We start from the raw sequence: 15,500 nt of genomic DNA on the forward strand, positions 1-15,500 counted from the left end.
ATAAATCCTGATAAATGAGGTTCAGCCGCACAGCACGGAGGCGCGTACCGGATCGATGGCGACCAGCGCCGCCAGCAACGTGTCCATGCGCCTGTCCAGGGCGGGCTTGTCGACAGCGTTGCGCTGCGCTTTCAGGCGCGTCAGTTTGAGCAGGCGTGCCTTGACCTCGAAATTCAATTCCGGCTCCCAGTGCACCAACGCCTGGCGCTCGGCCGTGGCCTCCAGCTCACCGAGCAGGTGCAGGGCCAGGTCGTTCTTGCCACATTGCTCGGCCACCCGCGCCATCAGCAGGCGCAGCAGCCAGCGCTGGCGGCCGGTGTGAATGTCCGGGCGCGCGGCCAGCCAGGCCAGCGCATGCTCGACGCCGTCGCTGTCGGCCTGGGCCAGTGCTTCGCTCTCCAGCGAGAGAATCTCGACGTCGGCCAACACCGTTGGCGCAGCCGCTAAGGGCAGGAGCTGACGCGACTGATCGGCGCTGACATGCTGAGCGATCCATTCACGGGTGGTCTCGTCGGCGAACGGTGTACCGTCGTTCCACCCCAGCAACTCAAGGCCCGGCAGACGCTCGAGGAACATGCCCAGGTCGCGCTTGACGATGTCGGCCCAGCCGTCGTGAGGCGCCGGTAGTTTGCTCAGGGCCTGGACCAGGTACCACTGCAGGTCCAGCCAGAAATGGTTGACCCCCTCGGCGAATATCCATTCGACCTGAACAAGCAATTCGCTCCAGTTCTGTTGCTGATACAAGCGCTTGAGTTTCGCCCTGGATTCTCCCCTGGGCGGTGAAAGACGCGTCGTGCCGCTGGCGTCCTGTAGCGGCGGCTCGTGCAAGGTATCCCAGCGCAAACTTTTCATCAGGCGATGCGCCGCCAGCCAGCCCAGGGGCTGGTCACGCAGGTAGTCGGCCAGCGTCCGGCCGCCTCTCAGCAGGTCGCGCCCGGACTTGATGGCCAGACTGTCCGGCGCGCTGGCCTGGCTGTGCGGCGCGCAGGCCTGGCTGACGGAATCGTGGCTGGCGCTGTGTTGCGGCACCACCGCATCGACCCCACCAGACTGCGCCAGGCGCGCCGACAACGCCCCATGCAACGCATCCAGCTGCGGCCGCTGATCCTTGGGCCAGGCTTGCAACCCATGTTCCAGCCAGGCCAGCGCCGCCGCCGTGCGTTCCGCCTCGGCCTTGACCACTTCAGGGTAAAGCGACAGACAATCCAGCACTTTGGCACTGGTCAACCATTCCAGGGCCATCTTGCGGCTGTTGGCCCTCACGGGAAGCACATCGCCCGAGTACCGTTCGACCAACGCAGCCAGCAGGCTGATGCCGTCGGCCAACCCTGTCTCACCGTCCTTCTGCAGGCGTGCCCACAGGTAATACGTGGCGATGCGCAAATCCTTGCTGCGCTGGCCGAGCAATTTCTCCGCCAGTTGAATGACCTCGTCGACGTTCGCGCCGGAGAGCTTGTTGACCTCTTCGCGCATGCGCTGGAAGTCATCGTCATAGCCCGGGTCTTCACCGACCGGCGACTGCGCGCTGATGGGCTGCAACCAGGATTGCCAACAGTCGGCCTGGGTACGGGCAAGGGCCAGCGGGTCACGTTCGCCGAGGCAACGGGTGATCAGTTTGAGCAGGCTCATGGGTAACTTCCATTCTGCGCATAGGGCTGTGCTTGAGAGCCTTCGCCGAGAAATATCTGCCCCGGCAATTCAAAGCCGCGCAACTTGAGCAACGCCAGCGGCCCTGCGCCCAGTTCAGTGCGCAGGTACCAGGTCAGGTCGAGGCCGTCCGGGGCCCGAAGCTGCACGCGGTACTGGCTGTCGGTGTCGTTCAGCGCGGTGATTTTTGCCTGTTCGAGCAGGCGGATCAGGCCCCAGGTGCCTTCGTAATCGCCGTAGAGACGTTCATTGGCCAGCACGCTGATCCACAGCAAACGCGTGCCCGGATGCTGGCTGAAGCCCGGCCAGCTGAAGCGCTGCCAGCGTTCCTTCTGGTTGAAGTACTCATGCTTTTCGCCGTTGAGGATGAAAGTGGTCTGCACCACGTCGCGCACCGGCTTGCCGCGCAGTTCGAAGCTCAGGCCCATGCCGCCGTCGGTGTAGAGCACGTCGGCGAGGTGGCTGAGCTGGTTGATCGCCGCGAGGAACTTCGGGTTGAAGTGCAGGCGCTGGCTGTGCCGCGAATCGGCCACCCAGCGGCTGCCTTCCTTGCGCAGCACGCCGCCCAATTGCTGCTGGAGGAACTGGTCGATGCGCCCGGCGTCGGCGCGGATCATCTGCCCGAGCATCGGCAGCGAGGCATCGCTGCCGGTGGCGGCAAAGGGGTAGCGCCCGGCAAACGCGCCCTGCCAGTCACGCACGATCGCCCGTTGCCACTGGCTGTTGAGCCCCGCCACCGAGGGTTGCAGCACCCGTTGCCAGGCCTGCTCCAGCGGTTGCACGAACAGCGCCTGGCCGATGCCGTCCCATTCGGCGCCGAGGCTGGCGGCGAGCAGGCTGCCGTAGGCCTGGGTGTCGGTGAGGTCGACGCTGTGGCCTTGGAAAACTGATTGCGCCAGGGCCTGAGTCATCGCCTGGGGATTGGGCGCGTTGCTCACTTGCTGCAACTTCAGGCGCACCCGGGTGACGCGGTTGAGGAAGGCTTGCAGGCTCAGGCGTTCGTTGTCGTTCTGGTTGTCGACGTCTTTGCCCAGCAAGGTCAACAGCGGGCCAAAGGTGGCGTCCAGTGGGCTGCCAGTGCCGGGCACGCCCTGTTCGATTACCGGAACCGGCTCCTTGCCGAGCAGTTGCTGCGCCGACTGCACCAGCGAGTCGGCCAGCGCCTGACGACGGGTGCCGGCCTGGCCCTGATAGGCCAGGGTGTTCATCAGCGCGATCAGCGGCGACTGGCGCACATCGCTCATCAGCGCCAACTGGTCGATCACCTCGCCGAGGCTGTCGACCGGTTGCCAGCGCAGTTGGTTGAGGAAGTCCAGCCAGGCGTGGGCGTAGTCCTGGAAGTAACGTTCGGTCAGGCGCTGCTTGAGCTGCTCCGGGCTCAAGTCGGCGGCGAGACGCGCCGGGTTGTCGCTGAGCACCCAGTCGATCTCCTCGCGGCGCGCCTCGGCGATGGCGTCGATGGCCGGGCGCACCTGGCCTTCCCAGGCCTGGCGGGTGAACACGCCGGGGACCTCGGCTGAAGTGGTAAACAACGCCGCGGCTTCGGTGTCGCCGACCATCTGCGCCAGGCTGAGCGCCGGCGCGTGATTGGCCGCGCTGTCGAGCACGGTCTGGTACAGGCTGGCTTCGCCGTTGCGCTGGCCCAGTTGGCTGATCAGCACCTGCCGCACCTGGGCGACCAGCTTGGGATCGGCGTCGATGCGCCAGTCCGGGTGGGTGGCCAGTTGTTCGGCGTAGAACTGCCAAAGGGTTGGGGTCAGTGCGTGCCAGAGGCCTGGTGAGTAGCCGGTGCTTTGCGGTTCGACTTCCACCAAGGCTTGGGTGAGAAAGGCCGGATCGGTTTTTTCCGGGCGCGCCAGCATCAGGTAGGCCTTGAGCTGCGCGTAGGCGGCCGGGGCGCGCTTGGCGCGTTCGGGGCTGTCCGGTGGCAGCTTGACCAGGGCGTTGAGGCGGGCCTTGAGGGTGGCCGCTGCCGGGTCACGCAACAGGCGCTGATTGGCCTCGACGTAACGCGGCCAGAGCGTGGCCAATAGCGCATCGTTCTGGTTCAGGCCGAAACGCTGATGCCATGGTGAGCCGTGGCTGGCGCGGTAATCCAGGCGGCCGAGTTCGCGGGTCAGTTCGTTGAGGGCGCTGAGTTGTGCGTCACCGGGGGTGGCTTGCTGAAGTGCGGTCAGCGAGGTTTGCAAATGGTGAATCTGCACGCGGTTGCTGATGAACGACAGCAGCAGGCCGGCGCTCCAGACCAGGGCCAAGGTCAAAACCAAACCGTAGGCGATGCGCGGGGCGCTCCAGCCGAGGCGACGGCTTGGTTGTTTTGGCTCGCCGAGCACGCCGTGCCACGCCGGGTCCATGGACCAGAAGTGATCGTCTTCTTCAATCGTTTCTTCGCTCAATGGCAAGCTGAACCACAACCCGCGCAACGGCACGCTTTGACGGGAACCGCCGAACCAAGGCGTCAATGTCTGGCGCCAACGAACCACACCTTCAACCTCCAGGTCCCGCGCCAGACGCACCAGGAAGTCATGCGCCATGGCCTTGTTCATCTGCGCCCAACCCTCTTGGCGCATGGGGCCGAGCAGACCGTACAGCGACGTTTCGAGGTCTGCTGCGGTGAGGCGTGACGGTAGCGCGCAACCCACCGCCTGGCTCGGACGCTTGTCCTGCACCCAGTGACTGGCGCAGACCTGCCAAAGGTGCAGCGGCAACGACCAACCCAGCGTACGCGCCAACGCTTGCAGGTGCCGCGCGCCGCTGCCCATGACTTTACTGTCGGCGCACTGAGCGCTATCCAGCGCCCAGACCACCCCGTCGAGGGCACGCCAGCGGGTCAGGCGGCAACAGCGCTCAAGCACCGACTCGTCCAGTTCCTTCTGCACACTGCCGCCCCAGATCAGTACGGTGTCCTCGTCTTCCAGCCAATGGTCCTCGGTCAGGCCGGGGGCGATGGCCTTGATCTGCTCGGGCTCTCCAACGATGAGCAGCAAGCGGATCTTGTGGCGCCAGAAACGACCATGACTTTCGCGTAACGCCTCATCCATGGCCGGTTTGTCTTTACCGGAATCGTTTTTCACGGGCTGCGAAGCCGGCAGCCATGGCCCGATTATCAGCTGGCGCATACCGTTCAGCATCGTCTGCCAGGTCAACAGCGCCATGATGAACAATAACGCCCATAACAATGCGGCCTTGAGCAATACATCCAGCATCCAGGCACGAGTGACAGGCCCCGGCTCCATCCATAACCACCAAACCGCAATCCCTGCAGCGATCAGCACCGCCAGGAACACAGCCAGCAATAAGGTCGTACGCCAGGCAGAGACTTTCAGGGATTCAGATTGTTGAGTCATCGGGTTCCATAACTCCAAGCACAAATGTGTAATTAGGATCGCTTGCCACCCAGGCACAGGGCACTCGCTGCAATTCGCAGCAGGTGGCAGCCAGGGTTTGAACGACCATGCCTTCCAGACTGCCCAAGGCACCAAAGTTGGCGTCTAGCAGGTGCTGCCCGGTGTTCCAGTCAAGGGGTGCATCGGCCTGGGAGAACGAGACACAAACAGACGGAGGTGAGGTCAATTTGCTCTGTTGCAGCGCGCGCTCTGCCACCGTCGGGAGCTGTTCGGTGTCCGCATCGAACCATTCGCCGCGAGTGAAACCGACTCCACCTTGGGGACCGAGCAGCCACAGCAGCGCGGCCTCTCCTGCCGGCAAATGACTGCCTTGTCCGGGCGGCCAGGATTGACAGCCGGCACAGAGAATCCGCGCATCCGTGGGGGCGCCATGCAGTCGGTCGATGATCGAATCGAGACTGAAGATGCCCTCCCAAGGCTCGGGCTTCTCGGGCAATTCAATCTGGGGAAAGGACTTCGCCATCTGCTCGGCGAAGGCTCGCCAGGTGGACTGGGAGCCTTGCCAGTAGCATGACAGTGGTTGTAACCCGCAAGGGTCAGGCCGCTGTGCCCGCCACTGTAGAACCAGCAGCTTCGCCAGTTGACGCTCGCGCTCGACGAGATCATCGCCGAAGACCTGAAGCAGTTTGAGCGTTGCTCCGCCTGGCGTACTTTGAGGCGTGGGGGGACGGTGGTCCGCACTGAACAGGGCTTGTCTTTGGAGCGGATTGGTACAGGCTGGCCCCACCAATACCGTGTCGATCAGCGCTACCTTCTGGCGATGGTGTTCCCACCAGCCTTGCTGTACCTGATTCGCGTTTTTTTCATAGTATCGCGCGCTATGCCAATCGAGGCAGTAGACAAGTATGCGTACTAGAAATGCCAGTAGCCATAGTGCCGACAGAGCTCCAAAAAAAATAAACTGTAAAAACCTGGGTAGGTTCATCGGCAGGGCGACAGTGTTCGTCCATGCAAGCCATGTTAGTAAAAGCACTGCAGCACCAACGGCAAACCAGCGCGAATAACGGGCTTCGCGCGGCTCCGGATAGGGGCGGAATTTCGGAGCTGGCTTCATTTGAGCACCTGGCTAGGGGGTATGGAACTGACTTGGGTGCAGCTATCAATGCACCGATCAATCACAGCGTTCATTGGCTTGCCTCCGGCCATTTGGCGCAGATTATTTTGGGCATGACTGAGGCTCCGGCAATTGCAGCGGGGTCTTGATCGGGTATTCGGGGCTGCCGTAGGCGTAGCAGGAGGTGGTGACCTGCAGCTCGTCGCAAGGAAGGAAGTGCACGGTGAGGCCGCAGACTTTCTGGCCGGTGTAGTCGGGGATGGCTACTTCTTTGCTGTGGCGACGCTTCTGCGACTCCACTTTCTCAAGCCATTCGTCGTATTTGGCTTCATTGGCAAACCCAGGAAATTCATCTGCGAGGTCACTCACCCCACTCGCTCCAGTTTCCCACTCGACCCGCACGGCCATCCCCGGCTGCCAGCGCGAAGGTGCGATGTAACAACACCCCCCCCCTCCGCCTTGGTAGGGACCGATGATGTCCAGGCCAGAACGGCCATTGACGCTGAAATGATTGATAGCCCAATGGGTGTGGTTGATGCCTTCGAGGGTGCTGGCATGGACGTTTTCTGTCAGCACCATTACGGCGAGTCCGCACAGGGCGCCGAGCAGCGGGCGCCCCGTGAGCATTGAGCCGAGTGCTAGTGCGGGGCAGCGACGAATCAATTCAGACCAGCGCATCGTTCACCTCCCCACCATTGGCGTCATAGGCATCCCAGATCGCGTCGATGGCACGATGAACTTCAGCGAGGCGCTCGGCGTCCATCACCGGTGGTGTTGAACGAACAGACTCGGACGCGGGGACGGTCTTGCCCCCCGCCAGTTGAACGGCACCCTCTTCTCCATATAGCGCCAGATCCCGACGGCCGAGGTCACCGAAGAACACCATGCGTTCCTGGAAATAGTGGCCCCAGGGCTCACGTCCAATCGAATAGAGAAACCAGGCCCGGGAGTCGTGGACCTGATCGTCGAACAGGGCGCGTAGCAGGCCCTCGGGCTGCGCGGCGTTGAGGTGTTCAGCCACATGCCCGCGGGTATGTTCGTCGCGGTGGTTGCCCCAGTCGCTGGGGGCCGGGAACAACCGGCTGACCAAGGCTCGCCCCGCAGCTTTCATGCGCCGATGCTCGGCAAGAATAACTTCATAGGCCCGATAGGGTTGCTGACCCAGCCTCAGCAGGGCCACGCGCAGGGCGATGGTACGCAGCGATCCGGGGCTCCGGTAGGCTGCGGCGAACTCCCCGGCGGCTTCGCGCAACTGGGTTTGCGCCATGTCGGCATCGAAGTCCTTGACCCCGGGTTCAAACAGCGTTTTTGCTACGTCCTCCCGGCGTTCGCGGTTGTGTTGTAGCTTGCGCCGGTCTTCGACTTCTTTCTGCTTGGCGTCGCGCTTGTACTCGGCGTCCTTGCGCACTTGCGGGTCGGCTTCTTTGTCGCTGGCCTCGCGGTAGAAGTCGGTGTCGATCAGGCTGGCGAAGCCATAGCGGTCGATGCGCCAGGCGGTGATCCAGCCCAACTGGGTTTGCAGGGCCTGCTCCAGGCTGTCGCTGGCGAGGAGTGGTTCGTAGTGTTCGATTTGTTGGAGGGTAAGCGGGGGCAGTGCGGGCTCGAGGCCCAGAGTCACTTGTCGCCAGGCGTTGAAGCGGTTGACTAGAGTTGGCGTAATAGCGAATTCGGCCTCTGCCTCCAGATCCATCACTCGCCAATATTCACGGCTCATTGAAGCCGACAAGGCCGCTTTGGGTACTTTCAGCGGGGCGCCATGGGCAAAGGCGTCGGCATACAGATCATGCAAGGCAATCTGGGACAGCAGCAGACGGTCATCTCTTCCAATCGCCTTCCCCTGATCCCCAGGCGGATACCCCCCACCCTGATCCGAATGCACCCCTGGGTAGATCACCTCGACACTGTTCGCCGGGTACCCCCCCTGCGTACGGCGAATCGACTCCAATGGAAAACACAGCCGCTGCTCATGGCTGGCCACCAGGTGCAAACAGCGCTTGACCAGATCAGCGGGCAGCTGCTGATTACCATCGGCCCAGCTCATATGGCCGTTCGCCCCCGGGATGATGTCGGCGATACCCACCGAAGCCACGGTGTCGAGCAGCCCGAGGTATTCCACGCTCACCGGCAAGTGCAGGTCGAGCAGTCTCAGGCTCTGGGTAGCCCGGGCCAACAGTTGGTTCAGCGCACTGACAAACGCTCGCGCCGCCGCGGCACCGCGGGAAAATCCGTACACATAAAGCTTGAGCCCCAGCAGCTTGACCTGCCCGGGCTGGTGCTGCTGCAGGGCGATGCGCAACGGCCGGGTCAGGGCGGAGAACTGTTTGTAAAACTCACGAAGGCGGTTGCCGGAACCGGTCGCCCACTCCAGCCCCGGCAGGCTGCCCATGGCCCGGACCGCCGCCAGCAAACTGGTGTTGTCCAGCCGCGGCTGACCCAGCGTACGGCGCAGGGCGTCGAGGATCATCATTAGCGCCCAGTTGATGCGTTCCTCGCCATAGCTGGCGAGCGCCAGGCCCATCCAGTAGTAGTCCAGATCACCGACTTCGGTAAAGGGCGTGCCGACGCCGGGCATGTAGTACTTGAAAAACTGGCCATTGCCGGTGCCTGGTGCGTCGGTCAGGCCGCGGGCGGTACTGGAACCGTGGGTGGTGCCGCCGGCATGGCCGTCGCCAATGCTGGCGCGGAACAGGCGAGCGACGTTGGTCGGATGTTTGGGGTTGGACAGGTACAGGTCATTGTTGAGGTTGTTGCCGGTGCCGTCGAAGAACAGGCTGATGTGCACGGTCTTGCAGCAGGGTGGCAACACCCGGCGACCAGCCGCGATGCTCAAGGCGTCGTGGTAGTCATGCTCCTGACTGTTCTGGCGATGCTGATTCTGATGAACCTGCGCGGCCCGGGTGGGCAAACGACCCTGCAACGGGAACTGCGGCGGGTACCAGACGGGGGCGTGTTTTACTTCGGACATGACGAGGGCTCCGGCAATTGCAACGGGGTCTTGATCGGATATTCAGGGCTGCCGTAGGCGTAGCAGGAGGTGGTGACCTGCAGTTCGTCGCAGGGCAGGAAGTGCACGGTGAGGCCGCAGACTTTCTGGCCGGTGTAGTCGGGGATGGGAACTACTTGGGTGTGTTGGCGTTTTTGAGATCTGATTGATTTTGCCCATGCTTCGTACTTGACCTCATCCGCGAAACCGGGGAATCCATCGGGATAAGCCACACCGGTTTCCCACTCGACCCGCACGGTCATCCCCGGCTTCCAGCGCGAAGGCGCGATGTAACAGCACCCTCCCCCTCCCCCTTGGTAGGGACCGATAATGTCCAGGCCCGAGCGGCCATTAACGCTGAACTGGTTGATAGCCCAATGGGTGTGATTGATGGCTTCGAGCGTGCTGGCCTGGGTGCTTTGAGCAAACAAAGCACCGATCAGAACGCAGAAGGTTGTCCCCCAATGACTAGCGACTGATGATTTAGGCATAGGCTTCATTTCGCGGGTTTCCACGGTGACTCCACTCCTGTGGTTCGCACCTTTTCAAGAACAAAGGCTTCTCGCTGAGACTCAGATAGCAACCCGGCTTCAGTTGCCTCGATCATGGCCACGTAGCAAGCGCGGAAACGACGTTCGGCGCCCCACTCCAAAGGAAAGGCATCCCTCAGTCGTTTCACGACCAAAGTGGCATCGCTGACACACCCAAGGATGTCCAGTTGATCGTCACTGAGTTCGATGAGGCTGAAACACTCGGGCCTGTCCGGCGGCTCGCTGCTTCCCAGCAGGCGCTGCGGTACGCCATCACGATCGAGCCAGCTCCAGAACACCGCCGGGGCCAGCAGGATGTGCTGTTGATCAGGATCAAGCACATGGCTGAACAGCAACGGAAAGACCCGCGGATCGTAGTAACGCAGCAGTCCCGGGTAGCCGCCGTTGACGGCCTCCAGACAGCGCCCCAGGCACTCGGCCAAGTGCTGGAAAGGCCAATGGGAGGCCAGCACCAACAGTTGCGAACTTCCCCGCAGCGCCTGCATCAAGCCGAGCAGCCATTGCCGTTGCAGGGGTTGCGCCAGATCGATGCGCACCAGCAGCGGAGCCAGTTCGTCGGCACCGGCCTCCGGTAACCCGGTGAACAATGAATGCCAGGGGATCGCCGGTTCGACACTGAGCACGCTGGGCAGCCACGGGGTGGCGCTGCCTGCCTGGTCGATGATGACGTCCAGGCAGCTGATGGAGGCCTTGGCGCAGGAGACTTCCAGCAGTTCCAGCCATTTTGTGTGAGCAACAGCCGTCATCCTCGTGCCTCCCTGAGAACGAAACCCTGAGCACTCGCCTGAGCTTTCTTCAGGCACTCCTTGCACACCGAGCCTGGCAGTTCAGGCAAAGGAAACGCTTCGCCGGCAGGCGGACTGAAAATGCATCGCCCGTAGAAGTCGATCACCTCTGGACTGAGGAATTGGATCTTGCCCTGTGGGGTAATCCGGATACAGCCTTCGCCGGAGCCCAGGGTGATGCCATTTCTGGCCGTCAGTTGCAGATGGCCCTGCACCGATTGCACCGTGATGTCCTGTTGGGCAATCAGGTTCATCAGGTCGCCGTGGGATTCGATTTCCAGCGGTCCCTTGCCTGACACCAGGCGCATGCCTTCCTGTTGGGCCAGCAGGGAAATGCCTTGATTGGCGTGGGCAGACAAGCGTTGAGCAGCGGCCAGATTGATCTCGTTGTTGCTTTGCAGGTAAAACGAATCACCGCTTTTCAACAGCGCACTGGCGGGTGTCACCGCGCTGATGCCGTTAGGCGCGCTTAGTAGAATCGCCGGGGCTTTGAGATCTTGAGTGTCGGCTTGCAATTGCTGCAGACCCTCGATACCCGGCTGACGGCTGTGGTGGGCCTGGGCGATGGTTTGCCAGTCGGCAATTTGCTGTTTCGCCCCGTCGATCTGGTTGGATGCACGCGCCATATCCAGCACCGGGCCTTGCGCCTTGGGCTGCGCATCGGCACTGATGAACACGCCCTTCCCTGCACGCAAACTGCCCCAGTCATCGGTGCGCAGCTCAAACCCTTCCCCACGCTTCTTCCGCTGGCCATCCACCAAATGCCCCAAATTCAGCTGACTCTTGCCGCCATACTCGGTACTGAGCTTGATGTGCTCCTGCCCCCGCGTGTCATCCAGGCGCAACTTGTTGTTGGCCGGCGTACGCAGCACGTTGCGGTGGTCGTTGCGCTGGGTCACCAGGTCCGGGTGCTGGTCGTCGTGCAGGGCGTGGGCAATGTAGGGTTTGTCCGGGTCGCCTTGTTCGAAGGCGATGGCCACTTCGGTGCCGGCGATCAGCGGCAGGTGCAGGCCGTAGGTGTCGCCGGCGTAGGCGCGGGCCTGGCGCAGCCATTTGCTTTCGCGGCCGGCGGGCCAGGTGTCGCGGTCGAAGAGGAACTTGACCCGGTAGCGCCCTTGCAGGTCGATTTCGGTGTACTGGGGGTTGCTCTGGGGGTGGGTGATGCGTGCCGGCAGGGTGCCGGCGATCTGTGGTTTGGGCGGTACTTCCGGGCGAAAGCACAGGCGCAAGGCGTAGGGCATGGCTTCGAAATCGCAGGTCAGGCTGCGGTCGCGGGCGGCGCGGGTGGTGATTTTTGTGATCACCACGCGGGGGGCGAAGGCCTTGGGGGCGTCGCCACTGATGGTCAGGACCTGGCCGGGGGCCAGGGTATTACTGCTGCTGGTGCCGCTCAGATGGGTCTGGTTGTTGAGGTAGCGTTCGTGGCGCAGGCGCGCGTAGAAAAAGCCGCTTTCGCTTTGCAGGTCTTCGTCGCGCAGGTGGGACTTGCCGAGTACGCGGTAGGGTTCGGCGTAGTGGTAGGCGTCGCCGTAGGTGTTGTCGGCGACGCCGCGGGTCGTGGCCACGCCGTGGGTGGTGGGCTCGCCGAGGGTCTGGTCGACTTCGCCGTCGAGGTAGGCGCGGCTGTCGTCGGGGTGATAGGCGCGCACGCTGACGTGCTGTTCCACCACCCGATGCCGGGTTTGCAGATCCCAGACGCTGTCCTCGACGCTGTTGCTGAAGCCCGACGGCGAGCGCAGCGGCAGTTCGACGTCGAACTGGTAGCAGCGCTGGTCGTCGCAGAACTCGACGACGTCGAAGGCGAGCTCTTCGTGCTGGAAGCAGCGATACCAGATGCCGACCTCGGCCAGGATCCGGCTGATGAACGCCAGGTCGCTTTCCTGGTACTGCATCACCTGCTCGCGCTGCGGGTAGTCGCGCTTGAGGTTGAAGCGAAAGTGCCCGGTGTCGAGACCATGGCGGTCGCGCAGGATGCTTTTGACGATGTCCGGCACGGACTGGTGCTGATAGATCCGCGTTTGCTGGCCCCGGTCGAGCAGGGCCAGGCGAGGTTGCAGGGTGACTTCGTAGCGGGCTTCGTCGACCGAGCCGGACAGGCGTTGGCAGGCGGTGATGCGGCCGTAGAGGGTGCGCAGAGCCGTGGGCGGCTTGGGCACTTCCCAGTCGAACACGGGCACGTTGGAGGGGGCGGCGTACAGGCTGAACTCGGCGTACTGGCCGATGAATTTTTCCGCGCCGATGTCGAGGTCGCTGGCGGTGAATTCGATGCGGTAGAGGTAGGGTTGGCTGAGGTACTCATGGCCCTCGAAGGCGAGGACGTCGAGGTGGGTGTCGAGTTTGTCGATCTTGAGTGTGTGGCGGTTGTGGCCGAAGACCGGGTTCATGCTCGGCCCTCCGGTGCAACGACTGAAGGTCCGTCGGTGAATTGCAGCGTGATGCCCTCCTCATCGCTGCAGCCCAGGGTCACGCCAAGGGTTTTGTATTTGGCGGCCTGACGCTGCAGCAGCTGTTGGCTGAGCACCGGCAGAATCTGCTGGTTGAGCAGGCTGTCGATGTTGCGCGCACCGGTGTCGGGCAGCAGGCAGGCGGCGACCAATGCATCGTGCAGGCCATCCTCGATCTGGCATGTCAGGCCGTAATGGCTGTGCAGGCGCCTGGCGACCTTGGCAAGTTTCAAGGCGACGATATGCTTGAGCGCGTCGGCCAGCAGCGGGCGGTAGATCAGGGTCTGGAAGCGGGCGAGCAACGCCGGCTGGAAGTGCTCGCGCAGCAGCGGTCGCAGCCATTCGTGCAAGTCGCTGTCGCTGGCTTCGGGCTGCTCGCGCAGACCGTTTTGCAGCTCATCGCTGCCGAGGTTGGAGGTCATCAGGATGACAGTGTTGCGGAAGTCGATTTCACGTCCTTCGCCATCACGCATGAAGCCGCGGTCGAACACCTGGTAGAACAGGTTGAGCACATCGCGGTGGGCCTTTTCCACTTCATCCAGCAGCACCACGCTATAGGGCCGCTGGCGCACCGCTTCGGTGAGCACGCCGCCCTGGCCGTAACCGACGTAACCCGGTGGCGAGCCCTTGAGCTGGCTGACGGTGTGGGCTTCCTGGTACTCGGACAGGTTGAGGGTGATCAGCGATTTTTCGCCACCGAACAGGCAGTCCGCCAGCGCCAGGGCGGTTTCCGTCTTGCCGACGCCGCTGGTGCCGACCAGCAAAAATACCCCGAGCGGCGCCTGCTCTTCGGTCAGGCCGGTCTTGGCCGCGCGCAGGCGCTGGGCCAGGGCACCGAGGGCATGGTCCTGGCCAATCACTCGCGCGGCCAGTTGCTGTTCGAGGTCCAGCAGGCTGGCCTGTTCGTCCTTGAGCAAACTGCCCAGGGGCACGCCGGTCCAGTCGGCGATCACTTCGGCAACGCTGCGTGCATCGACGTCGAGGGACAGCATTGGCTGGCTGCCCTGGGCCCGCAGCAATTGTTCCTGCAGTTTCGCGCAGAGGTCGCTGCGGGCCGGTTCGGCCTGACGCGCATCGAGCAATTGGCGGGTCAGGTCGAGTTCGTAGCGGTACTGGCGCAGCAGGTCATCCTGCTGTTGTTGCAGCTCAACCTGCTGCCCGGCGATCAGCGTCAATCGTTCGCTCAAGTCGCTGCCATTGAGTTGTACATCCTGTTCCAGCGCACGCCGCTCCAGCTCCAGCGCGGCATGCCGGGCCTTGAGCCGCACCAGTGCCTGGGGCTCGCAGTCGAGGCTCATGCGCACCCGCGCGCTGGCGGTGTCGAGCAGGTCGACGGCCTTGTCCGGCAACTGCCGGCCCGTGAGGTAACGCCGCGACAGGCTGACCGCGGCCTGCACCGCCGCGTCCTGGATGTGCACGCCGTGATGGCTGGCGTAACGGGCCTTGAGGCCGCGCAGCATCAGGCAGGCGCTGGCATCGTCCGGCTCGTCGACCTTGACCATCTGGAAGCGCCGCTCCAGGGCGGCATCGCGCTCGAAGTACTGCTTGTATTCGCTCCAGGTGGTCGCGGCGATGGTGCGCAACTCGCCACGGGCCAGGGCGGGCTTGAGCAGGTTGGCGGCATCCGCCCCGCCTGCCTGGTTGCCGGCACCGATCAGGGTGTGGGCTTCGTCGATGAACAGCAGCACCGGGTTGGCCGACTGCTGCACGGCGTCGATGACGTTTTTCAAGCGTTGTTCGAATTCGCCTTTTACCCCGGCGCCTGCTTGCAGCAGGCCAAGGTCAAGAGTACGCACACTGACCGACTTGAGGCTGTCCGGCACGTTGCCTTCGGCGATGCGCAAGGCCAGTCCTTCGACCAGCGCGGTCTTGCCCACGCCGGGTTCGCCGACCAGGATCGGGTTGTTCTTGCGCCGGCGGCTGAGTATGTCGATGACCTGGCGGATTTCATCGTCACGCCCGAACACCGGGTCGATCTGCCCTGCCCGCGCCTTGGCGGTGACGTCCTGGGTGAATTTGTCGAGCACCGCTTGCAGGGCATCGTGCGCGGCAGCACCGGAGATGGGCAGTGCCGGGGGCTGGTCCAACGCACTTTGCTGTTGGACGTGCGGGCGTTCCTCGGAGTGTTGATCGAGCAGCGTCGACAAATGCTGCAACTGGACTTCACTGAGGCTCAGCATGGGCCAGGCCGCATCGCAAGCCAGCATCTGCGGACTGTCCTGCAACGCGCCCAGCAGGTGCGCCGATCGCAAGCTGTCATGCCCTTCCAGCGACGCGCGCAACCATGCACTCTCGATCAGTTTGTGCAACTTGCCGCACAACTGCGGCTTGCCTTGCACGCTGCGCGGCAGGGTGTCGAGATGGTCAAGCAGACCGCGCCACAGTGCGTCCATGTCCCATTCATGACGACGGGCGATCAGGGTCAAGTCGCCCTCGCCCTGCTCCAGCAACTTGAGCAACCAGTGTTCGATGCTGATCCGCCCATGGGCACGGCTTTGGCACAACGACGCCGCCGCGCTGAGCGCCTGGGCGCAGTAGGGATTGAGACGGCGAAGCAGGCGCGTGGAGTTGTCGGTCATGGAGGTACGTCCTTGTGCTGAAGGGTCAGCGGATAGTCGGTCAGGGCGAT

The 15,500-nt window shown here is 63.2% G+C and carries 9 protein-coding genes; all 9 read right to left on the reverse strand.

Going from position 1 to position 15,500, the window contains the following annotated elements; all coding sequences use genetic code 11:
* Positions 1-21: 21 nt before the first annotated feature.
* Positions 22-1,629 (reverse strand): type VI secretion system protein TssA, encoded by a 1,608-nt coding sequence (gene tssA, locus EI969_RS11485; RefSeq protein ID WP_160387903.1) that lies wholly within the window; start codon positions 1,627-1,629, stop codon positions 22-24.
* A complete protein-coding gene (locus tag EI969_RS11490; RefSeq protein WP_256678297.1) occupies positions 1,626-4,994 on the reverse strand; it encodes an ImcF-related family protein in 3,369 nt (1,122 codons plus the stop codon). Before EI969_RS11490 ends, tssA begins: the two co-directional genes overlap by 4 nt.
* Positions 4,978-6,108, reverse strand: a complete 1,131-nt coding sequence (locus EI969_RS11495; RefSeq protein ID WP_160387904.1) for a hypothetical protein — start codon at positions 6,106-6,108, stop codon at positions 4,978-4,980. The genes EI969_RS11490 and EI969_RS11495 overlap by 17 nt, the downstream gene beginning before the upstream one ends.
* 102 nt (positions 6,109-6,210) lie before the next feature.
* Positions 6,211-6,735 carry a DUF3304 domain-containing protein gene (locus EI969_RS11500; RefSeq protein WP_160387924.1) on the reverse strand — a complete coding sequence of 175 codons (525 nt, stop codon included), beginning with the start codon at positions 6,733-6,735 and terminating at the stop codon, positions 6,211-6,213.
* 37 nt (positions 6,736-6,772) lie between these two features.
* Entirely contained in the window at positions 6,773-9,073 is a 2,301-nt protein-coding gene (locus tag EI969_RS11505; RefSeq protein ID WP_160387905.1) for a DUF2235 domain-containing protein, read from the reverse strand.
* A complete protein-coding gene (locus tag EI969_RS11510; protein WP_160387925.1) occupies positions 9,061-9,582 on the reverse strand; it encodes a DUF3304 domain-containing protein in 522 nt (173 codons plus the stop codon). The genes EI969_RS11505 and EI969_RS11510 overlap by 13 nt, the downstream gene beginning before the upstream one ends.
* A gap of 5 nt (positions 9,583-9,587) precedes the next feature.
* Positions 9,588-10,388 (reverse strand): DUF4123 domain-containing protein, encoded by an 801-nt coding sequence (locus EI969_RS11515; protein WP_160387906.1) that lies wholly within the window; start codon positions 10,386-10,388, stop codon positions 9,588-9,590.
* Positions 10,385-12,811, reverse strand: a complete 2,427-nt coding sequence (locus EI969_RS11520) for a type VI secretion system Vgr family protein (protein WP_160387907.1) — start codon at positions 12,809-12,811, stop codon at positions 10,385-10,387. Before EI969_RS11520 ends, EI969_RS11515 begins: the two co-directional genes overlap by 4 nt.
* Positions 12,808-15,450 carry a type VI secretion system ATPase TssH gene (tssH, locus tag EI969_RS11525; protein ID WP_160387908.1) on the reverse strand — a complete coding sequence of 881 codons (2,643 nt, stop codon included), beginning with the start codon at positions 15,448-15,450 and terminating at the stop codon, positions 12,808-12,810. The genes EI969_RS11520 and tssH overlap by 4 nt, the downstream gene beginning before the upstream one ends.
* Between the last annotated feature and the right edge of the window lie 50 nt (positions 15,451-15,500).

The organism is Pseudomonas sp. PB101, assembly GCF_009764265.1.
Taxonomy (GTDB): Bacteria; Pseudomonadota; Gammaproteobacteria; order Pseudomonadales; family Pseudomonadaceae; genus Aquipseudomonas.

Coding starts and splice junctions, on each gene's coding strand:
- EI969_RS11515 (WP_160387906.1), bottom strand. CDS start 10,388: ATGACGGCTGTTGCTCACACAAAATGGCTGGAACTGCTGGAAGTCTCC.
- EI969_RS11490 (WP_256678297.1), bottom strand. CDS start 4,994: ATGACTCAACAATCTGAATCCCTGAAAGTCTCTGCCTGGCGTACGACC.
- EI969_RS11510 (WP_160387925.1), bottom strand. CDS start 9,582: ATGCCTAAATCATCAGTCGCTAGTCATTGGGGGACAACCTTCTGCGTT.
- EI969_RS11500 (WP_160387924.1), bottom strand. CDS start 6,735: ATGCTCACGGGGCGCCCGCTGCTCGGCGCCCTGTGCGGACTCGCCGTA.
- EI969_RS11495 (WP_160387904.1), bottom strand. CDS start 6,108: ATGAAGCCAGCTCCGAAATTCCGCCCCTATCCGGAGCCGCGCGAAGCC.
- EI969_RS11520 (WP_160387907.1), bottom strand. CDS start 12,811: ATGAACCCGGTCTTCGGCCACAACCGCCACACACTCAAGATCGACAAA.
- tssA (WP_160387903.1), bottom strand. CDS start 1,629: ATGAGCCTGCTCAAACTGATCACCCGTTGCCTCGGCGAACGTGACCCG.
- EI969_RS11505 (WP_160387905.1), bottom strand. CDS start 9,073: ATGTCCGAAGTAAAACACGCCCCCGTCTGGTACCCGCCGCAGTTCCCG.
- tssH (WP_160387908.1), bottom strand. CDS start 15,450: ATGACCGACAACTCCACGCGCCTGCTTCGCCGTCTCAATCCCTACTGC.